Raw genomic sequence first — 21,254 nt, 5'->3', positions numbered from 1 at the left:
CCCTGATGCGCCGTCGCACACGACGCTGAAAAACCGGCGGAACCCACGTCGGTAAAGCAAATACTGGAGACACAAGATGATCATTTACGGCACTGCACTGCTTGCGTTCTGCCATCTGGCGGGACTCGTTCTCGGCGACCTGCTCGGGGTTGCGATCGGCGTCAAAACGAACGTGGGCGGCGTCGGCATCGCGATGCTGCTGCTGATTTTCCTGCGACTTTACCTGCACAAGAAAGGCCTGTTGCCGAAGGAGACGGAGGCAGGCGTGGGCTTCTGGGGCGCGATGTACATCCCCGTCGTCGTGGCGATGGCCGCCAATCAGAACGTCGTGGCCGCGCTCAAAGGCGGCCCCGTCGCACTGCTTTCGGCATTGGGCGCTGCGGCCGTCTGCGCATGCTGCATCGCCGTTCTTTCCCGCACCGGTCGCGACAGCACGTCGTTCGTGAACGCTCCGCATCTTGAAGAAATCTGAAGCAGGGGTCCGTCATGTTGCAAATTCTCGATAAAAATCTGATTCAGAACGGCCTCGTCACTGCGTTCGCGCTGGTGGGTCTCATCATGTGGGTGTCGTCGCTGATTTCGCGCAAGCTGACCTTCGGGCGCGTGCACGGCTCGGCAATCGCGATCGTGATCGGCCTCGCGCTCGCCTATGTCGGCGGCGCATTCACCGGCGGACAAAAGGGTATCGCCGACTTGCCGCTCTTCACCGGCATCGGCCTGATGGGCGGCGCGATGCTGCGTGATTTCGCCATTGTCGCGACCGCGTTCGAGGTGCAGGCGACCGAGGCGCGCAAGGCGGGAATGATCGGCGTGTTGTCGCTGCTGCTCGGCACGGTGCTGCCATTCATCGTCGGCGCGAGCATCGCTTACGCGTTCGGTTATACCGATGCCGTGAGCATGACGACCATCGGCGCGGGCGCGGTTACCTATATCGTGGGACCTGTGACGGGCGCTGCAATCGGCGCAAGCTCCGACGTGATCGCACTCAGCATCGCCACCGGCCTCATCAAGGCGATCATCGTGATGATCGGCACACCGCTCGCCGCCGGCTTCATGGGATTGAAGACGCCGCGCTCGGCGATGATCTTCGGCGGACTCGCCGGCACCGTCAGCGGCGTGAGCGCGGGGCTGGCCGCTACCGATCGCCGTCTCGTTCCCTACGGCGCGCTGATCGCAACGTTTCATACAGGCGTCGGTTGCCTGCTCGGACCGTCCCTACTGTTCTTTGCGACCAAAGCGCTGGTCGGCGCCTGAGTGTGGCGATCCCCGCCTGTACCGCGCGAAGGAGCATCCCTTGTCGCCCGCCAATGACACCCTCGACGGCTCGTTCAAGCCGCACGATCGCCCTCGGACCCGCGCACAAGACATGCGCTTGAGAAAAGACTTGCCTGCGCGGGTGGCAAGGGAATGGCTGATGCGCGCGGCACGGCCATTTTCGCGGGAGGCAGCCCGCGCGCTGTTCTCTCTGCTGAAAGCGAAAGCCGCTCGCATCGATATGCAGGTCAATACCGGTCGCGGCGGCTTCGCGCCGGCGGAGTGGGCCGACAACGCCGATCGCATGCTGGTGAAGACGAACCGTGGTCCCCTGCTGACAGCGGACCCGTGGGCTGCAAAAGCATCATGAGCGTACTGTTCACATTTCCGGGCCAGGGCGCACAGCGCACCGGCATGCTGCACACGCTGCCAGATCACCCCGAGGCCGCTCACGCACTTGAAGAAGCCAGCGAAACGCTTTGCTACGACGCCCTGTCGCTGGACGATACAAACTCGTTGCGCTCCACTATCGCGGTTCAACTTTGCCTGCTGATTGCGGGCGTCGCACAAGCACGCTTAGTCTGCGCCCACGGCAATGCGCCCGATATTGTCACGGGCCTGTCGATCGGCGCGTATCCAGCCGCCGTCGTCGCGGGCGCACTTGGCTACGCCGACGCTGTCAGACTCGTCGCATTGCGCGGACAGTTGATGGAACAGGCCTTCCCGCACGGCTACGGCATGACCGCCATCGTCGGCATGACGCAGCGCGCGCTCGAACGTTTGATAGCGGAAGTGAACAGCACCGCCATGCCGGTATTTCTGGCCAACATCAATGCACCGACGCAGATGGTGGTCGCGGGCAGCGATGCGGCCATGCAACGTCTCGCCAGCCTTGCGAACGAACACGGAGCGCAACGTTGCGAGCGTCTCGACGTCGCGGTCCCTTCGCATTGCGCATTGCTCGACGCACCTGCGGCCACGCTCGCCGATGCATTCGGCCAGGTCACCGCGCGTGCGCCTCGCATTACCTATCTGAGCAGCAGCACTGCGCGCCCGCTCTTCGATGGCCCGCGCATTGCGGCCGATCTTGCGGGCAACATGGCGCGGCCAGTGCGCTGGCATGACACCATGAGGCTTGCTTGGGAACGAGGCGCACGTCTGGCCGTCGAGATGCCGCCCGCCAACGTGCTGACCCGGTTAAGCAGCGCAATTTTTGCAGAGGGGGTCGCGGTGAGTTGCAGCGACACCGCGCTGCCGGACCTGAGCGCGCTGATCGAGCGGGAAAGGCTGCGCGAGTGAGGGCTAAAACCTCAGCCAACGCTTCTCGTGCGAAGACGGCAGACGGCCATGAGCGCCAACAGGTTTGGATCGCGCTCGCGTGCGCGCAGAAAGCTGACACCGATTGTCTGGCGCATCAGGTATTGCGGCTTAAGAGGAATAAATTGCACCTTGTCGCCGAACACGCCGCGCACGCGGCCCGGCAATAGCGTATAGCCCACCCCACCACTCACCAGGTTCATTAGCGAAAAAATATCGTTGACTCTCATCGTCACGTTCGGAGTGAAGTCCGCGACGCGGAACGCCTCCAGAAATCCGTGATACGTCACGAACCCCTCGCCGAGCGAAACGAATGTCTCATCGCGGCAGTCCCGCAAATCGACCGCTTCCTGATTCGCGTACGGCGAATCAGCGGGTGCCGCGAAAAATATGTCGTCTTCGAAAAGCGGGATGGATTCGACTTCGGGTTCCGCGTCCGGCAACGCCAGCAAGGCCGCATCGACGGTGCCCTGCTTCAGCTTGTCGAGCAACTCGGCATTCGACCCGAGCACGAGCTCGACCTGAAGCGTAGGCCGTCGCACCTTAATATCGACGACGATGCCGGGCACGGTCTTGATGGTCAGCGAGTAAAGCGAGCCGATCTTGATCCGATCCGATGAATAGCCCGCGGCTTCACGCGTTGCGCGAATGCCGTCGGACATCAGCGTGAGCACCTCTTGCGCCACGTCCGCAAGCATTTGTGCCGCCTCCGTCGATTTGAGGCTACGGCCTTCATGCCTGAACAGCGCGCATCGCACACCCTGTTCGAGCGAATGCAGCGCGCGGTGCACGCTCACCGTGCTCACGTTCAGCGCCTCTGCCGCCTTCGAGAGGTTTCCCGTCGCCATGAATGCGAGCAGGACTTCCAGCTTGCGAAAGGTGATCTCGTCGTCGATTCGGTCGCGCATCTCGTTCCACGGCAGAGTCATAATTGACAATTATCGGCGTGTGAGACCGCTCGACAAATAGCGATAAGCCCGCATGGGGTAGATGTGTTCCCCAACGCGCGAAAGACGCGCACCGTCGATCAGCGAGGCGTCCAAAACAGGGCTCAATGTCGCTCGCACAACGCAAAGCAAATCTCTGGCGTTTCGCGGAGAGTGCGCTGTCAATCAATGAGAGCGATTTTACGGCTGCCGTAAGCAGTCTTTTCACAGACTCGTCTCTCCAGGCTACTGAGATATTTTTTCCAGCTCAATACCCTTCGTGCGCGGTCCCATCAACCCGATTGCCAGCATGACGATCAGCATCGCCCCAGCGATAAAGACGAAAACACCAGTGGTGCCAAACTGCTTCAACACAGCGGCAATCAGAAACGCTGTGAAGATCGCGGAAAAACGGCTCCATGAATAGACGAACCCTACCGCGCGTGCGCGAATGCTGGTCGGAAAAAGCTCAGTCTGATACGCGTGGTAGCTGTACGAAATGATGTTGCCGGCGAGCGTCAGACACACGCCGAGACTCACCAGCAACACCGCGCCCGCCGCCTGACTGAACCACAAGCCGCAGACGATGTTCACACCAGCCATCACCACGATCACGGTCTTGCGCTCGAACCGGTCGCCGATGAAAAGCCCGATAACCGGACCTACTGGCGCCGCCAAAGCGATCACGCTCGAATACATCAGGCTCGTGGTGATCGTAATGCCCTGCTTGATCAGCAGCGTCGGCACCCAGTTCGCAAAGCCGTAGAAGCCCACGGTCTGGAAGATATTGAAGATCGTCATCATCAGCGTACGGCTGCGATACGGCGGCACCCACATATCGCGGAAGCTGCCGCGCGGTGCAACCGGCGCCGGCGGCGCGGGCGGCGGCAACTCGCGGCCGTATTCGCGGCGCACCTTCGCTTCGAGTTCGGTCATCACGCGATCGGCTTCGGCAAGACGTCCTTGCTGTGCGAGCCAGCGCGGGCTTTCCGGCAACGAGCGACGGATCCACCATACGAACAGCGCACCGTGCGCGCCGATCAGCACGACCCAGCGCCAACCGTCCAAGCCGAGCAACGTGCGCGGCACCAGCAGATACGAGAGGAACGCCACCACCGGCACAGCCGTAAAGCCAACCGCCTGCTCGCAGGCGAACGCGCGGCCGCGAATCTGTTTAGGCACCAGCTCGGAGATGTACGTGCCGATCGTCACCAGTTCGACGCCGATGCCGACCCCTGCCACGAAGCGCCAGAAATTCAACCCGGTCGCCGTTTCCTGAAACGCCATCACGACATTGGCCGCCGTGTACCACAGCAGCGAATACGTGAACACGGCGCGGCGTCCGAAGCGATCCGCCAGAAAGCCGCACGCGATCGTGCCGATAAAGAGGCCGCTGAACAGCGCCGCGATGAAACTCGCGACGCCGGTCGAGCCGAACAGGCCGTGCGTGGTCGCGCTCAGCAGACCGCTTTTGACGAGGCCCGGCGCGACGTAGCCGGAGTACAGCAAATCGTAGAGTTCGAAGAAGAAGCCGAGGCTCAGCAGCACCACCAGCTTCCACACGGAACGCGTGGCGGGCAGCCGGTCGAGGCGCGCGGAAATGCTGCCGGCGTCGAGCGGCGCGGCCGCAGCGGCGCGATTGGCTGTGCTATCGGAATGCGCCGCGCCGCCGCTTTTCTTCGCGACGGAGCCGGCGTGATCGGGGGATGCCATGTTGTTTGTCTCCTGGTGATACTCGCGAAACGATAGGGCTCGCTGGACCGGTCTCGCCGGCCTCTTGTACTTTCGCGCGTCATACGCACCATGATGCCGGGCCCAAGGTCCGGCCAGCATTCTAGCTGCGTGCGCGCTTCAATTGTTCGAAGGTCATGATTTTTCCGGTCAGCGCGCTCGCCGCCACCGTGTACGGACTTGCGAGCCACACATTGCCCGGCCCCGAACGGCCCGGGAAATTGCGGTTGATCGCGCTGATCGTCACTTCGTCCGCCTCGGCCGATTGGCCCGGCCCGCAATTCGCGCACGACCCGCAGCCCGGCATGACGAGCGTCACGCCCGCGCGCTCGAAGACCGGCAAATAGCCGCGCTCCTCACAATACGCGCGCACCGCCATGGTGCCGAATTGCAAGTAGAGACGCGTCCCCTCGGGCACGCTAAGACCTTGCTCGACGCCCCAGCGCAGCACCTCGTGATAGAAATCGAAGTCTTCGCGCTTGCCTGCCGTGCATGAACCACCGTAAGCGATATCGATGGCGACATCCTGTTCCAGTTGCGGCGCCGGCACGCCATTGCCGGGATCGCCGGGACGCGCGAGCATCGGCTCGATTGCACTTGCATCGATACGGATCGTGTCGCGATAAGTGGCGCCCGCATCGCTTTTCATCCAGTTTTCAAGGGTGAAATCGACGCCGCGCCGTTCTTTGAGAAACGCCACCGTGCGTTCGTCCGGTTCGACGATGCCCGTGAAGCCGCCCAGTTCCGCGACCATGTTGGTCAAGGTCGCGCGCTCGTCGATCGACATCGCGCGCACCGCCGCGCCGCCGTATTCGAACACGAGGCCGATCGCGCCGCCCGAGCGGATCGCATCCCTCTGCAGCAGATGCAGCACCACGTCCTTCGCGGTCACGCCGTCGCGCAAATGACCGCTGATTTCGATGCGCCAAGTCTCCGGCACTTTGCAGCGCACGTAGCCCGTCACCCAGCTATTGGCGATTTCCGTTGCGCCCGCACCAAACGCGAGGCAGCCGAGCGCGCCCGAATGCGGCGTATGCGAATCGGTGCCGCACGCCACCTGCCCCGGCAACGCGTATTGCTCGGCCATCAACGCGTGACAGATGCCTTCGGAGCCCGGCATGCTGTCGAGCGCGCCGTGCGAGCGCACCGGATAGTCACGCGAGAACGACGTATGCCCTTCCATCAGATTGGCGACGCCCGGCAGCAGACCGTCGCGCACGTGCGGAATGCTCTGCGATGCGAGCACCAGATGATCCTGGAACGCGATGATGTGATCCGGCGCATGCAGCGGCGCCGGCTTGCCGAACGCGCGATGCATCAGATGCGCGCACATGCCGGTGAAGTAATCGTGGCTGAAGCGCCAGTCCGCGGCGATGAACACGCCGTCGCCGCGCTGCGCGCCGACGCTGCCCGGATGCAGATGCCGTTCGATGATCTTCTCGACCAGCGTCTTCGGCTCCGCGGCCTGCGCTACGTTGGCGTGAGCGCTATCGCCCGCGCGCGGCGCGGGCCAGTCGGCGAACTTGCTGTACGGGAGCAGCCCGCCGCTGCGAATGATCTGCTGCGTGAGCGCGTCGCGTCCTTCGAGAAATTCGTCGATCGGCACCGCCTCTCCCGCGGTCAAACGATCGAGCACGGAGAAATCCGTGGTGGTGAGAATGCCGATGTTGTCGCAGTTCTGCTGATAGATCCGCTCGAAGCTTTCCGCGACGATCAGCCGGATACCGGCCGAGAGTTCCGCCAACGGACTCGATTCGCGCGACGATCCCTTGCCGTAGCGCTTGCCCGCCACCGTCACCTGGAAGCCGCCGTTCTTCACCGCATCGCGGCCGATCGGCATGCGCTCGCCGGCCTTGAAGCCGACGTACGGATACTGGCCAAGGCGCTCGTCGTACGTGAGCATGACGGTAACCGGCGTGATCTCGTCGGTGGAGACGTTGTCGCGCAGCGGGCCGGCCGTGGCGCGCGTGAAGTTCTCGCCGGCGAGTTGCGCCTCGATCACCGTGGGGTCCTGAGACAGGTACAGCACGCGGCCGTCCAGACGAATCGTGTCGCTCATATGCACTCTCCTGGCGCTTACTATACGGCGCGCGCGGGCAATGCCGAAGTGCCGGTGCGGCAACGCAGACCTCTCGTTTGGCGATGATCGGCGCGATCGCTCTCGACACGGTCCGGGCGTTGGCGCGTTGGCGCCGGCATACGATAGCCGGCAACCGGCGCAGAAACGCCTCTGCCGATTCGCCCGCCGTTGCTCGCGTCAACCGCCCTTGCCAAGAAATCCAACCAGCGCCGCCGCGCTCGCGCTCAACTGATCGCGCGCCTTGATGATCATGATGAGGCGGCGCACCGCCCACGCATCGCTCAGAGACAGCAGGCTCACGTCGAGCGCATTCACATAGAGCAGCCCAACCTGTTCGGGCACGACCGCGATGCCGAGCCCGGCATGCACCATCCGGCAAAGCGCATCAAGGCTGCTGACGCGAATCTTCACATCGAGTTGCCGCCCCGCGCTGGCTGCCTGCTGCGTCAGCAGTTGCGTCAGCGCGCTCTCGCTGCGCAGCCCGACGAAGCTGTCATCGAGCAGATCGTCGAAGCTCACCCGCAACGCGCCGGCGAGTCGATGGCCGCCCGGCACCAGCACCGCCAGCCGATCCTGCCGGTACGGCACCTGTTCGAACGCCTCGCTGCCCGCCACCGAGTTGCAGATGCCGAAGTCCGCCGCGTGTTCACCGACAATCCGCAGCACGTCGGCGCTATTTTCCTCTTCCAGTTCGATCGACACTTCCGGGAACGCGCGTCCGAACGCGGCCACATCTTCCGGCAGAAACTGCACGATCGAGGACAGATTCGCCACCACCCGCACGCGCCCTTTCGCGCCCGACGAGAAGCGCGACAGCTCCGCGCTCATCTGCTCGATATTGCCGATGATCGCCAGCGCGTAGCGCAGCATGGTCTCGCCGACCGGCGTCACGGTGATGCCGCGCGACTGGCGCTGGATCACCGGCAAGCCGATCACCGCCTCGATCTCGGCGATGCGCCGGCTTACCGCGGACGATGCGATGAACTCGCGCTCCGCCGCGCGCGCGATATTGCGCTCCTGGCAGACGGCGACGAACAGGCGCAGCGAGGTGAGGTCGAGTTTCTTGAGAAGGTTTTCCATTGTTGCTGCTTCTTACGCGGTGAGGCCGAAGAACTCGACAGCGAACCCGGCATCGGGACGAAGGGACCCTGGCAAAAAAGATGGGCAAGTGTAACGCCCTTCTCCAGGCCAGAATGCCTGCCATTCCCGCAACCGGCTTTCGATTCGCTTCTTTGCTGCCTACACTACGCAACGGACACCGTAAGACGCGTCAAAGCCGGCGGAACCCTGTACATGCCGGGTTCCCTATAAGCCAGAAGAAGTTATCCGGAGACACGACATGACCTCAGTGCAAGGACGCCGGCGCTTTCTCGGCGCGGCGCTATGCGGGGCCGTCACCGCATGCGGCGGTTCCGACGAATTGAACAATTCGGGCAGCGGCGGCAACACCAATCCGAACGGCCCGGTGCCCGATTCCCAGATCGACGCCGCCCTCGCGCAACTGGACGCCCTCGTCAACAACCTCATGACCAGCACCGGCGTGCCGGGCATGTCGGTCGCCGTGGTGCGCAATCTGCGAACGGTCTATGCGAAAGGCTTCGGCACGCGGCTCATCGGCTCGGGCCTCGCCGTCGATGCCGACACGGTGTTCCAGCTCGCGTCGCTGTCGAAGCCAGTCGGTTCGATGGTGGTCGCGCATCAGGTGGGTATAGGCGCCGTATCGTGGGACACACCGTTGCGCGCGCATCTGCCGTGGTTCACGCTGGCGGATCCGACCGTGAGCGCGCAAGTCACGGTCGGCGACATGTACGCGCATCGCTCCGGCTTGCCCGATCACGCAGGCGACCTGCTGGAAGACATGGGCTACGATCAGACCACCATCCTCGAACATCTGCGTTATTTGCTGCTGGCGCCGTTTCGCCGGTCGTATTTCTATACGAACTTCGGCCTGACGGCGGGCGCGATTTCCGTGGCCACCGCGACCGGACTCGATTGGGCGACGCTCTCGGAGCGCACGCTCTACCAGCCGCTCGGCATGACGAGCACGAGTTCGCGCTACGCGGATTTCATCGCCCGCGCGAACCGGGCGACCGGCCACGTGCAGCGCAACGGCCAATGGGTCGTCGGACTCGGCTCGATGCCCGATGCACAAGCGCCAGCGGGCGGCGTGAGTTCCTCCGCGAACGACATGGCGAAGTGGCTGACGCTGATGCTGGGCCAGGGCGTGTTCAACGGCACGCGCACGGTCGACGCCGCCGCGCTCAACGCGGCGATCAGCCAGCAATCGCAGATCCAGCCGGCCGGCAACGGCCAGAACGCGTCCTACTATGGATTCGGCTTCAACGTCGGCACCACCGCGGCCGGGCGTGCGTCGTACAGTCATTCGGGCGCATTCGGCGCGGGCGCCGCGACCAATTTCGTGGTGGTGCCGTCGACGGGCTGCGCGATCGTCGCGCTCACCAATGGCTATCCGCTCGGCGTGCCGGAAACGCTCACTGCGCAGTTCTTCGATATCGTGCAGTTCGGCTCCATCCAGCGCGACTGGTTTGCGGCTTATAGCAAGGCGTTTGCAGACCTCAACAAACCAGCCGGCTCGCTCGTCGGCGTGACGCCGCCCGCTGCGCCGCTACCGGCGCGGGCACTGTCCACCTATACCGGCACCTATAACAACGACTATTACGGGCCGATCCAGATATCGGCGGCGAACGGCGCGCTGCTCCTGACGATCGGCGCCACGCCCTTGCGCCTGCCGCTTTCGCATTGGGACGGCGATACCTTCACCTTCACGCTCGTCGACGAAAACGCCGCGCCGGGGACGATCTCCAAGGTGGCGTTCCTGAGCAATCAGGTGACGCTCGAGTACTACAACGCGGAAGGTCTCGGGACGTTCACGCGTTGACGCCGCCGCGTTTACCTCAGGATGTCGATTGCCTTGTGCCGCTCGTCCACGCCGTCGATCAGGATCACCGGCCCGCGCGCATGCCGCGTGCGCAACGGCAGGATGCGCTGATACGCGTCCGATGCATACCAGGCGCGCGCGGCGGCGAGATCGGGGAACGCAATTGCGATCAGATCGCCGTGCCATTCGCCTTCGAGTATGTCGGGGCGTGCGCCATGCACGATGAAATGGCCGTCGAACGGCGCGAGCGTGCCGTCGACGCAATTGAGGTATTCGACGATGTCGTCGCCCAGTTCGACGTCGTGCAGATGGGCAATCGCGTAGGCGGTCATGGCGTGGCTCCTGGTGATGAGTGGATGCGGATCGAAAACTTGCATACCACTCATGGTCCCCTCGGGCATGACGCGCGTCGATTACCTGTGAGGTAAAAGAACTCGCCGCGTTGTGCTCAAGGCAAGCGTGCCCCGCCGCTATTCCGTGCTGACTTGCGCGAGCGCGGCAATTCCGTTCGCGGTGAGCGCCGCCGCTCGCGTCACCCCTGCGACGCCGTCGCTTTTTCACATCAAACCGGGCGCGCCCGGCGCCCTCGCCGCCGCGTCGTCTTGCGCCTAAAATACCTTTGATCTAAAACAGATTTTTACAACATCGCGGCATTTCATCACTCCACGAAACAACCTATTGTAAAAAAGCTAAAAGACTTTGGAACCGGTTCCATCTATCATCCCGCCGGCAATCCGATGACTGCCGGGAACGCAATGGCGCGCTCCAATCTGGTGAATAGAACAACATGCCCTCATCCCCTATTAGCTCTCGCCGTGGCTTTTTACGCACGGCTATCGCGCTGGTTCCGGCCGGCACGCTCGCCGGCTGCGAGGTCAAGCAATCCACGACGGCCTCCGTGCCGGGTTCGAGTGAAAGCGCGAACGCGTCCGCGGGCCGCGCGTCCGGCGCGGACTACAAGCCGCACTTCTTCGACGCGAAGGAATGGGCGTTCATCCACGCCGCGGTCGACCGTCTGATTCCGTCGGACAGCGAAGGCCCCGGCGCCGTCGAAGCCGGCGTGCCCGAATTCATCGACCGGCAGATGGATACGCCGTACGCGCACGGTGCGCTCTGGTACATGCAGGGTCCGTTCACGCAGGGCGCGCCCGAACTCGGCTATCAGTTGAAGCTCGTGCCACGCGATCTGTACCGCCTCGGCATCGCGGCAGTCAACGCTTACTGCACCAAGACGTACGCGCATCCCTTCGATGCCCTCGACGCACCCTCGCGCGACACCGTGCTCGGCGCGCTCGAGAAAGGCAAGGTCGATCTGGAGAACGTGCCGGCCGAGGTGTTCTTCGGACAACTGCTGCAAAACACGCGCGAAGGCTACTTCTGCGATCCGATCCACGGCGGCAACCGCGACATGGGCGGCTGGAAGATGATCGGCTTCCCCGGCGCGCGCGCCGATTTCATGGACTTCGTCAATCAGAACGGCGCGGCTTATCCGTATGGCCCCGTGTCGATCGAAGGAAAGCGCACCTGATGTCTACTCAAACCAAACCGCACGTCGACGCGGTGATCGTCGGCTTCGGCTGGACCGGTGCGATTCTCGCGAAGGAACTCACCGAAGCCGGCCTGAAAGTCGTCGCGCTCGAACGCGGCGAATATCGCGACACCTATCCGGACGGCGCGTATCCCAACACGATCGACGAGCTGACCTATAACGTCCGCAAGAAGCTGTTCCTCGATCTCTCGAAGACCACCGTGTCGATCCGTCATGCGCCAAACGATACCGCCCTGCCGTATCGCCAGTTGGCCGCGTTTCTGCCGGGCGAAGGCGTCGGTGGCGCGGGTCTGCACTGGTCGGGCGTGCATTTCCGCATCACGCCGGAAGAACTGCGCCTGAAGAGTCACTACGAAGAACGTTACGGCAAGCGCTTCATTCCCGAAGGCATGACGATTCAGGATTACGGCGTCAGCTACGACGAACTCGAACCGCATTTCGACTTCGCCGAGAAAGTGTTCGGCACCTCGGGCCAGGCGTACAAGGTCAACGGCAAGGTGGTCGGCGATGGCAACGTATTTGAAGCGCCGCGCAGCGATAATTTTCCGCTCGCCGCTCAACTGAACACGTATTCGGCGGAGCGCTTCGGCAACGCCGCGCGCGAACTCGGGTTGAATCCGTACCGTCTGCCATCGGCGAATACGTCGGGGCCGTACACGAACCCGTATGGCGTGCAGATGGGCCCGTGTAACTTCTGCGGATTCTGCAGCGGCTACGCGTGCTACATGTATTCGAAGGCCTCGCCGAATCTGAACATTCTGCCCGCGCTGAAGCAGTTGCCGAACTTCGAGTTGCGCTCGCGCTGCCATGTGCTGCGCGTCGAACTCGACGACACGAAAAAGCGCGCCAAGGGCGTGACGTATGTCGATCCGGCGGGCAACGAAGTGTTCCAGCCGGCCGATCTGGTGATCGTCGCGGCGTTCCAGTATCACAACGTCCATCTGCTTCTGCTGTCGGGCATCGGCAAACCGTATGACCCGATCTCCGGCGAAGGCGTGGTCGGCCGCAATTTCGCGTACCAGAACCTCTCGACCATCACCGCATTCTTCGACAAGGACACCTTCACCAATCCGTTCATCGGCGCGGGCGGCAACGGCGTCGCGGTCGACGACTTCAACGCCGACAACTTCGATCACGGCCCGCTCGGCTTTGTCGGCGGTTCGCCGTTGTGGGTGAACCAGGCGGGCACCAAGCCGGTTAGCGGCATCGCCACGCCGGCCGGCACGCCGAACTGGGGCGCCGACTGGAAGAAGTCGGTGAAGGACCACTACGCGCACACCATTTCGATGGACGCGCACGGCAGCAACATGTCGTACCGCGACGTGTTCCTCGATCTCGATCCGACCTATCGCGATTCGTACGGCCAGCCGCTGTTGCGCATGACCTTCGACTGGAAGGACAACGACATCAAGATGGCGCGCTACGTGACCGGCCAGATGCAGAAGATCGCGCAGCAGATGGGTCCGAAGTCGATCAACGTTTATACGCGCGAATTCGGCGCGCACTTCGACTCGCGCCGCTATCAGACCACGCACCTGGTGGGCGGCGCGGTGATGGGCACCGATCCGAAGACGAGCGTGCTGAACCGCTACCTGCAAAGCTGGGACGTGCACAACGTGTTCGTGATGGGCGCCTCGGCGTTTCCGCAAGGCATCGGCTACAACCCGACCGGCCTCGTCGCGGCGCTGGCTTACTGGTCGGCGCGGGCGATCCGCACGCAGTATCTGAAAAACCCCGGGCCGCTGGTGAGCGTATGACGAAGAAGATCCATAACAAACGCCTCACGCGGGCGATCAAACGCGTGGGCGCGGCGGCTGTGCTGGGTATGGCCACACTTGCCGCGCACGCGGCAGTTCCACAGAACCAGAACGACGTGGCGCTCATCGCGCATGGCGAGTATCTCGCGCGAGCCGGCGATTGCATCGCATGTCATACGGCGCCTGCGGGCAAGCCCTTCGCCGGCGGCTTGAAATTCGACACGCCGATCGGCGCGATCTACTCGACCAATATCACGCCGGACCGCAACGCCGGCATCGGCTCGTGGACCTTCGCGCAGTTCGATCGCGCGGTGCGCGCCGGAGTGAAGCCGAACGGCGACACGCTGTATCCGGCCATGCCGTTCCCATCGTATGCACGCCTGAGCGAAGACGACATGCACGCGCTCTTCGCGTACTTCACGCAGGGCGTCGCACCGGTGAACCAGACGAACCGCCCAGTCGATATCGTCTGGCCGCTGTCGATGCGCTGGCCCCTCGGCATCTGGCGTCACCTGTTCGCGCCCGAGCCGACATCGTTCGACGCGAAGCATTACGCCGATCCGGTGATCGCGCGCGGCGCCTACCTCGTGCAAGGGCTCGGCCATTGCGGCGCGTGTCACACGCCGCGCGCGGCAACGATGCAGGAACGCGCGCTGAGCGACCTGGACGGCCCGGCGTTTCTCGCGGGCGGCGCGACGATCGACGGTTGGATTCCGTCGAGTCTGCGCGGCAATCCGCGCACCGGCATAGGCGCATGGAGCGAAGCCGATCTCGTGCAATTCCTGAAGACCGGACGCACGCAGCACAGCGCGGCCTTCGGCGGCATGACGGACGTCGTGCAGCACAGCATGCAGCACATGAACGACGCCGATCTCACCGCGATCGCGCGTTATCTAAAGACGCTGCCGTCGACCGATCCGCAGGAAACGCCCTACGCGTACGACGACACGGCCGCGCGCGCGCTGCGCATGGGCGACGCCACCGCACCGGGCGCCGCCGTCTATCGCGACAACTGCACCGCCTGCCACCGCAGCGACGGCCGCGGCTACAACCGCGTGTTTCCGGCACTAGGCGGCAATCCGGTCGTGCAGGGCAAGGACGCGACCTCGCTGATTCACGTGCTGCTCACCGGCAGCACGCTCGAAGGCACGAAGACCGCGCCCTCCTCGTTCACGATGCCGGCCTTCGGCTGGCGCCTGAACGATCAGGAAGTCGCGGATGTGACCAACTTCGTGCGCAACAGTTGGGGCAACACCGGTTCGACGGTCAGCGCGACGGAGGTCGCCAAAGTCCGCAAGACCGTCACGGTGCACGCGCCCGAAATGCCGCCAGGCGCCGCCTTGAGTCACTGATTGCACGCGGCCTTGCGTGACGCGTCCCACTGAAAGGACGCGCCGCAAACAAGGCTCGCGCTGTGAACACCGATCCCCCGCTTCACGCAGTCCGCTCCGTCGTTCAGGAGCGGGCTTCCGCGTGCGCGGAAAAAAGACAGATCGCCATTCAGGCGACTTGAGATAGAAGTTCCAACCAGGCTATGACTACGATGAAAAAGCAATGGATTGCCGCACCCCTGTTGATGTCGTTTGCGGGCATTGCGTGCGCGCAGAGTTCCGTCGTGCTGTATGGCATCGTCGATGCGGGCGTTTCGTACCGGAGCAACGAGCGCACCGGCACCGCCGGCAACTATAGCGGCCATTCGAACGTCGCCGTGACGAGCGGCAACCTGTCCGGCAGCCGCTGGGGTATCAAGGGTCAGGAGGATCTGGGCGGCGGCTGGAACGCACTGTTCCAACTCGAGGACGGCTTCGACATCACGAACGGCAAGACCGGCCAGAACGGCGGTTTGTTCGGCCGTCAGGCGTATGTGGGCATCGGCAGCAAGCAGTACGGCACGATCACACTGGGCCGCCAGTACACCTCGCTGAACGACTTCGTTTCGCCTGTCGCACCGGTGGCGATGGTCGGCGGCTACGGCGCGCATCCGGGCGATATCGACGATCTGGATCAGACCGCGCGCGTCAACAACTCCATCAAGTACACGAGCGCGAACTATGCGGGCTTCACGTTCGGCGCGCTGTACGGTTTCGGCGGCCAACCCGGCAGCCTGAAACAGCAGAACACGTGGAGCGTGGGCGCCGCTTACGGCAACGGCCCGCTGCATGTGGGCGTCGGCTACGAACGCTCCGACAACAGCAAGACCGGCACGCAGGACACGACCTACGGCAAGTGGAACGGCACGGACGACGGCCTGTTCAATTCATCGATCAACGAAGGCTACGCGAGCGCGCAATCGCAGCAGATCATCGCGACGGGCGCGACCTACGACTTCGGGCCGGCGATCGTCGGCGTGAATTACAGCAACGTGCAATACCGCTCCGGCGCCGACTCGCTGTTCAAGGGACATGCGACGTTCAATATCGCGGGCGTGTTCGGCCAATGGACGATCCGTCCCGCCGTGCAACTGTTCGCGGGCTACAGCTACACGCGTGGCGGCGAAGTGGATGGCGTGGATGAACGCGCGCAGTATCACAACGTGACACTCGGCGCGCAGTATGCGCTGTCCAAGCGTTCGACCGTGTATCTGATGGGCGGCTATCAGCACGCGTCGGGCGGCACGCTGGATGCGCTCGGCAATCCGGTCGCGGCCACTGCGTCGGTCAGCGACAAGGGCAATAGTCACTCGTCGGCGGCGCAATCGCAAGCGATCGTCAGCATCGGCGTGCGGCATAAGTTCTGATGCTTCAGCGCGGTGCTGGAATGCGTCGCCGCGCAGTTTTGGAGCGACTGCGCCAGCCGTCGGTTGATTCAGCGCTGCGGCTGCGGCGCCGCGTCGAGCATCTCCAGATGACGCGCTTCTGTTTCGTCGTCGGCGGGAAACATGCATTCGAGGCGCAGTTCCTGCGCCGCGATGGTTTGCGGCGTGCCCACGCTCGCCACCATCGAGAAATACTTCATGACGTGGCCGTCCTTGACGAAGCCGATCGGGATCACCGGCATGGCCGCCGCCTCCGACGTAGCCGAAGCCAGGCGGTGCTCTGGCTCAAAACCCGTTCGCACATCCGGATACGCACGCAACGCATCGAGCAACTCGCGCGTCCGGTCGTCGATTACGCGGCCCACCGACTCGCGGTAGACCCGCTGAATCAGACTATCCGCCACGGTTTGCCAGTCGGCGACGAATGGGCGCATACCGTCAGGATCGAACACCAGATGCAGCATGTTGCGCGGCCCCTTGCGCGCCGCCATGTCGATGAAGCAATTGAAAAAGCGCGGCGCGGCGTCGTTGGTCATCAGCACGTTCCAGTAGCGGTCCATGACCAGCGCCGGAAACGGCTCATGCTGACGCAGCATGCGTCCGAGCGCGTTCGTGACGCTTTGCATTTCTTGCGCATTCCACGCGGCGTCGGCATACATCGGCGCATAGCCTGCGGCCAGCAGCAGCGCGTTGCGTTCGCGCAGCGGGATGTCGAGTGCCTGCGCGATATCCATCAGCATCTGGCGACTAGGCACGCTGCGTCCGCTTTCAATGAAGCTGATATGACGCTGTGAGACGCCGGCATTGAATGACAGGTCCAGCTGACTGATTCCGCGTACATCTCGCCAGTGACGCAACAACACGCCGAGATCGTTCGGTGGCGCTTTTTTGACTGGATTCGCAGGATTCATCGTGTGTTCTTGTCCGCAAGACGATACAGATCGATACAGATAAGGGGTTCGGCGAGCGCCGCTCGACCGAACCTCGTCGGTCAGCATACTCGCTAGCGCTGACCGCGCCTTCCCTTACGAGACTTAAGCCGTCCAGGCGTGGATCTGGAACTGCGCTTCCAACGGCGGTTGCGTGATGCTGCCCACGTAGTTCGTGATCGTCGAGGCCGCCGCCACCGCTAGCACTTCAAGCACCTGATCGCGACGGAAACCGGCTTCGAGAAATGCGCTCACGTCGCGCTCGTCGAGATGGCCGCGCTTCTGGATCACGGTTTTCGTCAACGTGGAAAGCGCGGCATGTTTGCGGTCCGCAGGCGCGCGGCCTGCACGAAGCGCTTCTACATCGGCGGGCGTGAGTCCCTCGTTCAGTGCCAATGCGGTGTGAAACGCGACCGCCCACGTGCACGCATTGGTGACGGCGTTCGTCAGCAACAGCGTCTGGATCTGCGCTTCCGTGAACGTGCCCGAGTGGACTTTCTGAAACAGATTGATGAACGCACTGATCAGCACGGGCGATTCGGCCATGGCCCCCGCGATGTTGGGGATGAAGCCGAAAGTCTGCTGGACTTGCTGCAATACCGGTTTGGATTGTTCCGGCGCGGAGTCGATGGTGTGAACCTGAAACGTCGACATGATGTGTCCTCGATAGTGAACGCGGTTCGGGGTGAGCCGCGCGACAACCGAAGAATAGGCGTGAGCGTGAGGCTCGCCAATTACCTCGCATGTAATAGGAATGGCGAGCCGCGAGAGCGCACGCGCCAATAAAATGGCCGAGTGCGTCAGTCGCACCCGGCCCATGTCACCACGGAAACTTCAAATCAGAACCGATGAATAACCCCCGCCCCCACCGCCAACTGAATGCCTGACGAAGACGGCGTGGAGTTGTACCCATCGCCGATCGTCGCCGTAGCGTCGATGATCTGCCCCGCGCCATTGGTACCCAGCGTCTTGCCCTTCGCCTTCTGATACGCCTCCAGCGCGTACAGACCCGTGCGCTTGGACAACGAGTAGTACTGGGACAGGTTGAACTGGTGATATTGCGCGTTGTCGTCGATGCCGTTCGCGCGCGTCGCACGCGTGTAGCTGTAGCCCGCGCCGAAATCCCACGCAATCGCCGGCTTCCAGTGCAGGACCACACCGCCGGTGTTGAAGATCGCCGTGTCATGGAACTTCGAACCGGTGCCCGGAATGTACTGGACGTTCGAATACGTGGCCGTGACATCCCACGCGCTATTGAACGTGTAGCCGCCGCCCACCGCAAAACGCTGCTGTGCCTGCGCGGTCTGATAGCCGTTCGTCAAGCAGCGCTGCAACCCGCACGGCGCATGGCCTCATCGGTATCCCGAGTATGTGCGGACGGCCTTAGCCCAAGTTTCCGCTCTGCTACCCGCAATAAACAAAACAGATGGCCCGGAAACGAAGACGCAAGCCTCTCGAGAAGCGTGGTGAAGCATCGTTCGCATGGCTATACTTGACGGCGTCCAACGAGTCGATATCAATGAACGAGACCACCCAACAGGCGATTGTCCAGACCTTACGCGAGAAGATTCTGGCGGGCGAACTGTTGCCCGGCCAGCGGCACGTCGAAGCGCAGCTCGCGCAATGGCTCGGCGTATCGCGCACGCCGCTGCGCTATGCGCTGAGCGTGTTGTCATCGGAGGGGCTGCTGGACCGCTCCGGCGGGCGCGGCTATGTCGTGCGCCGCTTCAGCGTCAAGGACGTGCTGAACGGCATCGACGTGCGCGGCGTACTCGAAGGACTGGCCGTGCGTTCAGTTGCGGAGAGCGGCGTGGGTCCGGCGCTGGCTGCCTCGCTCGACGAGTGCCTGCGCGAAGGCGACGAGATCTTCGGCAACGGACATCTGAACCAGGGCGACGACGTGCGCTACGCCGCCATGAATGGGCGCTTTCATGCGCTCATCATCGAGGCCGCGCAAAACATGGCCGTGAGCGCGGCCTTGAGCCTGAACGACAAGATCCCGTTCGTCTCGCCCGCCACGGTCGCCTTCGACGAATCCGCCAGGGAGCGTCAGTTCATGATGCTCATGTACGCGCATCGCCAGCATCACGCGATTGCGGACGCGCTGAAAAAAGGCGAAGGCGCGCGCGTCGAAGCCTTGATGAAGGAACACACGCACATCTCGAAGGAAAGCCTGAACCTGTCGCTGCCCACGCTGCATCTGATCGCGGGCGCGGCATGACGAGCGCCACTACGTCCTCCGTCGGCAGCCCGGCGTCGGCCAGGACGTCGTCGTCCTTGGGCAGCAAGGAGTTGCTCAACCTCGCGCAATTGCGCGCGTTTCGACTCGTCGCCGACATGGGCAGCGCGACGCGCGCCGCCGCCGCGCTGTTTCGCGCGCAGTCGGCGGTCACGCGGTCCGTGCAGGAACTGGAGTCCGCGCTAGGCGAGCCGCTGTTCGACCGCGGCCCGTCGGGCATGCTGCCGACACCCGTGGGCCGCGCCGTGCTGCAGCGCTGCGAACGGATTTTCGCGGAACTGGAAGAACTCGCGCACTGGTGCGGCGCGCGGCAGGCACGCCGCCGGCCCGCCGCGGAAGGCGCATTGCCGGCATATCTGCTCAACACGCGGCGGCTGCAACTGTTCGTGGCGCTGGCGCGGCACCGGCACATGCCGAGTGCCGCGAAGACTTTCGGCATCAGCCAGCCCGCCGTGAGCACCGCGATTCGCGTGCTGGAAAGCGGCTCGGGCCTAAGTCTGTTTCATCGAAGCCCGCGCGGCATTCTGCTCACCACCGAAGGCGAAAATTTTCTGCTGCACGTGCGCCGCGCGCTCAACGAACTACGCCACCTGCCCGACGATATCGCCGCATTGCACGGCAAGATCCAGGGCTCGGTGACGGTCGGCGCGCTGCCGCTCGGCCGCACGCTGATCCTACCCAAAGCGATCGCGCGAATGACCTCGGAGAATCCGGGCGTACGGGTCGTCACCGACGAAAGCCACTACGAGGCGCTCGTCGCGGGTCTGCGTGCCGGCGACATCGATTTCATTCTCGGCGCGCTGCGCGACAACGACGCTAGCAGCGGCCTGAAGAACGAGCGCCTGATGTCGGAAGATATGGTGGTGCTGGTGCGCCGCGATCATCCGCTCGCGCAGGCGCGCAATCTGACCATCATGGATTTGCGCGACGCGCAGTGGATCGTGCCGCGCAGTCACGCGCCGGCGCGCGCGTTATTCGAGGCGCAGTTCAAGCGCATGAAAGTGAAGCCGCCCATGCCCACGGTCGAAACCGCGGACCTCGCGGTGATTCGCGGCCTGCTGTTCGGCACGGACATGGCGGCCGCGCTATCGGCGCAGCAATTGCATCACGAGGTGCAGTCCGGGCAACTGGTGGTGCTCGACGTGCAGTTGCACAACACCCGGCGTGAGATCGGCCTGATCGTGCGCGCGACGGGCACGCCTTCGCCTGCCGCGCGCGCGTTGATCGATGCGATTCGCCTTTCGGTGGTCGATGTGACGCGCACGATCAACATCGCCGCGAATTAGTCGCGGTAGACGCGTGCGGCTGGAGAAACGCATACTCCGGCAGTCCGTCGAAGGAGGCGCGCCAGTCGAATGGCGTGGCTAACGAGCTGTAGTCGATCCCGCCTTCCTGCATCGCATCGACGATGTTGTCCTGCAGACGCGCGCACGCGTCGCTCATGAACGGCGTGATGCCCGCCTCTTCCAACGTCTGCGAGACTTCGCGCATTTCCGCCGCGCGCCGCCGGCCATGCTCCGCGACGCGGCTGATCAGATAGCCGGGCACGTCGGCGTCGGCGCGCATCTTCGTGAACGTTTCGGCCAGCGAGGCTAGCACGACCGACTCCGCGTCATAGTGCCGGGCGGCGCGCAGGCACTCCACCGTCAACGCTTCGATGCCTTTGATCATGACGCTGCGGCACATCTTCGCGGCCGACGCCACACCGACCTTTTCCGACACGGCGCGCACATCAGCATACAGCTGCGTCGCCTTCGACAACGAATACACGTTCGCCACCGTGAACTGCGTCCCGCATGTTCCTGCAGTTTCTCGGCC

Annotated in this window: 19 protein-coding genes and 1 pseudogene; 11 read left to right on the top strand and 9 right to left on the bottom strand. The window is 63.6% G+C overall.

Annotated elements, in window-relative coordinates; all coding sequences use genetic code 11:
- The first annotated feature begins 76 nt into the window (after positions 1–76).
- Genes madL through mdcH form a run of 4 tightly spaced genes read left to right on the top strand, consistent with a single transcriptional unit; the run spans position 77 to position 2,553 of the window.
- Entirely contained in the window at positions 77–472 is a 396-nt protein-coding gene (madL, locus tag HF916_RS16630) for a malonate transporter subunit MadL (protein ID WP_168789985.1), read from the top strand.
- A 14-nt stretch (positions 473–486) separates the two neighbouring features.
- Positions 487–1,254, top strand: a complete 768-nt coding sequence (gene madM / locus HF916_RS16625; RefSeq protein ID WP_168789984.1) for a malonate transporter subunit MadM — start codon at positions 487–489, stop codon at positions 1,252–1,254.
- A gap of 40 nt (positions 1,255–1,294) precedes the next feature.
- Positions 1,295–1,624 (top strand): phosphoribosyl-dephospho-CoA transferase MdcG domain-containing protein, encoded by a 330-nt coding sequence (locus HF916_RS16620; protein ID WP_206001899.1) that lies wholly within the window; start codon positions 1,295–1,297, stop codon positions 1,622–1,624.
- Positions 1,621–2,553 carry a malonate decarboxylase subunit epsilon gene (mdcH, locus tag HF916_RS16615; protein WP_168789983.1) on the top strand — a complete coding sequence of 311 codons (933 nt, stop codon included), beginning with the start codon at positions 1,621–1,623 and terminating at the stop codon, positions 2,551–2,553. Before HF916_RS16620 ends, mdcH begins: the two co-directional genes overlap by 4 nt.
- Positions 2,554–2,564: 11 nt before the next feature.
- On the opposite strand, the gene HF916_RS16610 is transcribed toward mdcH, so the two are convergent.
- The 4 genes from HF916_RS16610 to HF916_RS16595 form a co-directional block, all read right to left on the bottom strand.
- The gene (locus tag HF916_RS16610) at positions 2,565–3,479 is read right to left on the bottom strand and encodes a LysR family transcriptional regulator (RefSeq protein WP_168789982.1); all 915 of its coding nucleotides are present in this window, start codon (positions 3,477–3,479) and stop codon (positions 2,565–2,567) included.
- 264 nt (positions 3,480–3,743) lie between these two features.
- Positions 3,744–5,210, bottom strand: a complete 1,467-nt coding sequence (locus HF916_RS16605; RefSeq protein ID WP_168789981.1) for an MFS transporter — start codon at positions 5,208–5,210, stop codon at positions 3,744–3,746.
- A 121-nt stretch (positions 5,211–5,331) separates the two neighbouring features.
- Complete coding sequence (locus HF916_RS16600; protein WP_168789980.1) at positions 5,332–7,287, bottom strand: aconitase family protein; 1,956 nt, start codon at positions 7,285–7,287, stop codon at positions 5,332–5,334.
- Positions 7,288–7,485: 198 nt separating this feature from the next.
- On the bottom strand, positions 7,486–8,388 hold the full coding sequence (locus HF916_RS16595; protein ID WP_168789979.1) for a LysR family transcriptional regulator: 903 nt from the start codon (positions 8,386–8,388) through the stop codon (positions 7,486–7,488).
- Positions 8,389–8,647: 259 nt separating this feature from the next.
- Here HF916_RS16595 and HF916_RS16590 point away from each other — a divergent pair, with 259 nt between their 5' ends.
- Complete coding sequence (locus HF916_RS16590) at positions 8,648–10,207, top strand: serine hydrolase (RefSeq protein ID WP_168789978.1); 1,560 nt, start codon at positions 8,648–8,650, stop codon at positions 10,205–10,207.
- 11 nt (positions 10,208–10,218) lie between these two features.
- On the opposite strand, the gene HF916_RS16585 is transcribed toward HF916_RS16590, so the two are convergent.
- The gene (locus HF916_RS16585) at positions 10,219–10,539 is read right to left on the bottom strand and encodes a DUF1330 domain-containing protein (protein WP_168789977.1); all 321 of its coding nucleotides are present in this window, start codon (positions 10,537–10,539) and stop codon (positions 10,219–10,221) included.
- A 455-nt stretch (positions 10,540–10,994) separates the two neighbouring features.
- On the opposite strand from HF916_RS16585, the gene HF916_RS16580 reads away from it, so the two are divergent.
- The 4 genes from HF916_RS16580 to HF916_RS16565 all read left to right on the top strand — a co-directional run bounded on the left by HF916_RS16580 (position 10,995) and on the right by HF916_RS16565 (position 16,250).
- Positions 10,995–11,735, top strand: a complete 741-nt coding sequence (locus HF916_RS16580; RefSeq protein ID WP_168789976.1) for a gluconate 2-dehydrogenase subunit 3 family protein — start codon at positions 10,995–10,997, stop codon at positions 11,733–11,735.
- Positions 11,735–13,513, top strand: coding sequence for a GMC family oxidoreductase (locus tag HF916_RS16575; protein WP_168789975.1), 1,779 nt, complete (start codon positions 11,735–11,737; stop codon positions 13,511–13,513). Before HF916_RS16580 ends, HF916_RS16575 begins: the two co-directional genes overlap by 1 nt.
- Complete coding sequence (locus tag HF916_RS16570; RefSeq protein ID WP_168789974.1) at positions 13,510–14,865, top strand: cytochrome c; 1,356 nt, start codon at positions 13,510–13,512, stop codon at positions 14,863–14,865. Before HF916_RS16575 ends, HF916_RS16570 begins: the two co-directional genes overlap by 4 nt.
- 191 nt (positions 14,866–15,056) lie before the next feature.
- Positions 15,057–16,250: a porin gene (locus tag HF916_RS16565; RefSeq protein WP_168789973.1), complete on the top strand. Its 1,194-nt coding sequence runs from the start codon at positions 15,057–15,059 to the stop codon at positions 16,248–16,250.
- A gap of 68 nt (positions 16,251–16,318) precedes the next feature.
- Here the strand turns inward: HF916_RS16565 and HF916_RS16560 are convergent, their stop codons facing one another.
- From HF916_RS16560 to HF916_RS16550, 3 genes and pseudogenes are all read right to left on the bottom strand, one after another.
- Entirely contained in the window at positions 16,319–17,179 is an 861-nt protein-coding gene (locus tag HF916_RS16560) for a helix-turn-helix domain-containing protein (RefSeq protein WP_168789972.1), read from the bottom strand.
- A gap of 123 nt (positions 17,180–17,302) precedes the next feature.
- A complete protein-coding gene (locus tag HF916_RS16555) occupies positions 17,303–17,851 on the bottom strand; it encodes a carboxymuconolactone decarboxylase family protein (RefSeq protein WP_168789971.1) in 549 nt (182 codons plus the stop codon).
- Positions 17,852–18,036: 185 nt separating this feature from the next.
- Positions 18,037–18,519 (bottom strand): annotated as a pseudogene (locus HF916_RS16550) (porin); the annotation flags it as partial.
- Positions 18,520–18,716: 197 nt separating this feature from the next.
- On the opposite strand from HF916_RS16550, the gene HF916_RS16545 reads away from it, so the two are divergent.
- Together HF916_RS16545 and HF916_RS16540 are read left to right on the top strand one after the other, a co-directional pair.
- Positions 18,717–19,418, top strand: a complete 702-nt coding sequence (locus HF916_RS16545) for a GntR family transcriptional regulator (protein WP_168789970.1) — start codon at positions 18,717–18,719, stop codon at positions 19,416–19,418.
- Entirely contained in the window at positions 19,415–20,722 is a 1,308-nt protein-coding gene (locus tag HF916_RS16540) for a LysR family transcriptional regulator (protein ID WP_206001898.1), read from the top strand. Before HF916_RS16545 ends, HF916_RS16540 begins: the two co-directional genes overlap by 4 nt.
- Here HF916_RS16540 and HF916_RS16535 read toward each other — a convergent pair.
- The gene (locus HF916_RS16535; protein ID WP_240975560.1) at positions 20,703–21,215 is read right to left on the bottom strand and encodes a DUF1932 domain-containing protein; all 513 of its coding nucleotides are present in this window, start codon (positions 21,213–21,215) and stop codon (positions 20,703–20,705) included. The two genes, HF916_RS16540 and HF916_RS16535, sit on opposite strands and share 20 nt — an antisense overlap.
- Between the last annotated feature and the right edge of the window lie 39 nt (positions 21,216–21,254).

The organism is Paraburkholderia aromaticivorans, from assembly GCF_012689525.1.
GTDB lineage: Bacteria > Pseudomonadota > Gammaproteobacteria > Burkholderiales > Burkholderiaceae > Paraburkholderia > Paraburkholderia aromaticivorans_A.
Note: the sequence above shows the minus strand (reverse complement) of the source record. Positions and strands in the feature narration are given on the sequence as shown.

Excerpts from the sequence above, each read along its gene's own strand:
- mdcH (WP_168789983.1), top strand. The coding sequence starts at position 1,621 with ATGAGCGTACTGTTCACATTTCCGGGCCAGGGCGCACAGCGCACCGGC.
- HF916_RS16610 (WP_168789982.1), bottom strand. The coding sequence starts at position 3,479 with ATGCGCGACCGAATCGACGACGAGATCACCTTTCGCAAGCTGGAAGTC.
- HF916_RS16605 (WP_168789981.1), bottom strand. The coding sequence starts at position 5,210 with ATGGCATCCCCCGATCACGCCGGCTCCGTCGCGAAGAAAAGCGGCGGC.
- HF916_RS16585 (WP_168789977.1), bottom strand. The coding sequence starts at position 10,539 with ATGACCGCCTACGCGATTGCCCATCTGCACGACGTCGAACTGGGCGAC.
- HF916_RS16600 (WP_168789980.1), bottom strand. The coding sequence starts at position 7,287 with ATGAGCGACACGATTCGTCTGGACGGCCGCGTGCTGTACCTGTCTCAG.
- HF916_RS16570 (WP_168789974.1), top strand. The coding sequence starts at position 13,510 with ATGACGAAGAAGATCCATAACAAACGCCTCACGCGGGCGATCAAACGC.
- HF916_RS16595 (WP_168789979.1), bottom strand. The coding sequence starts at position 8,388 with ATGGAAAACCTTCTCAAGAAACTCGACCTCACCTCGCTGCGCCTGTTC.
- HF916_RS16560 (WP_168789972.1), bottom strand. The coding sequence starts at position 17,179 with ATGAATCCTGCGAATCCAGTCAAAAAAGCGCCACCGAACGATCTCGGC.
- HF916_RS16590 (WP_168789978.1), top strand. The coding sequence starts at position 8,648 with ATGACCTCAGTGCAAGGACGCCGGCGCTTTCTCGGCGCGGCGCTATGC.
- HF916_RS16540 (WP_206001898.1), top strand. The coding sequence starts at position 19,415 with ATGACGAGCGCCACTACGTCCTCCGTCGGCAGCCCGGCGTCGGCCAGG.
- HF916_RS16580 (WP_168789976.1), top strand. The coding sequence starts at position 10,995 with ATGCCCTCATCCCCTATTAGCTCTCGCCGTGGCTTTTTACGCACGGCT.
- HF916_RS16565 (WP_168789973.1), top strand. The coding sequence starts at position 15,057 with ATGAAAAAGCAATGGATTGCCGCACCCCTGTTGATGTCGTTTGCGGGC.
- HF916_RS16545 (WP_168789970.1), top strand. The coding sequence starts at position 18,717 with ATGAACGAGACCACCCAACAGGCGATTGTCCAGACCTTACGCGAGAAG.
- madL (WP_168789985.1), top strand. The coding sequence starts at position 77 with ATGATCATTTACGGCACTGCACTGCTTGCGTTCTGCCATCTGGCGGGA.
- HF916_RS16575 (WP_168789975.1), top strand. The coding sequence starts at position 11,735 with ATGTCTACTCAAACCAAACCGCACGTCGACGCGGTGATCGTCGGCTTC.
- madM (WP_168789984.1), top strand. The coding sequence starts at position 487 with ATGTTGCAAATTCTCGATAAAAATCTGATTCAGAACGGCCTCGTCACT.
- HF916_RS16555 (WP_168789971.1), bottom strand. The coding sequence starts at position 17,851 with ATGTCGACGTTTCAGGTTCACACCATCGACTCCGCGCCGGAACAATCC.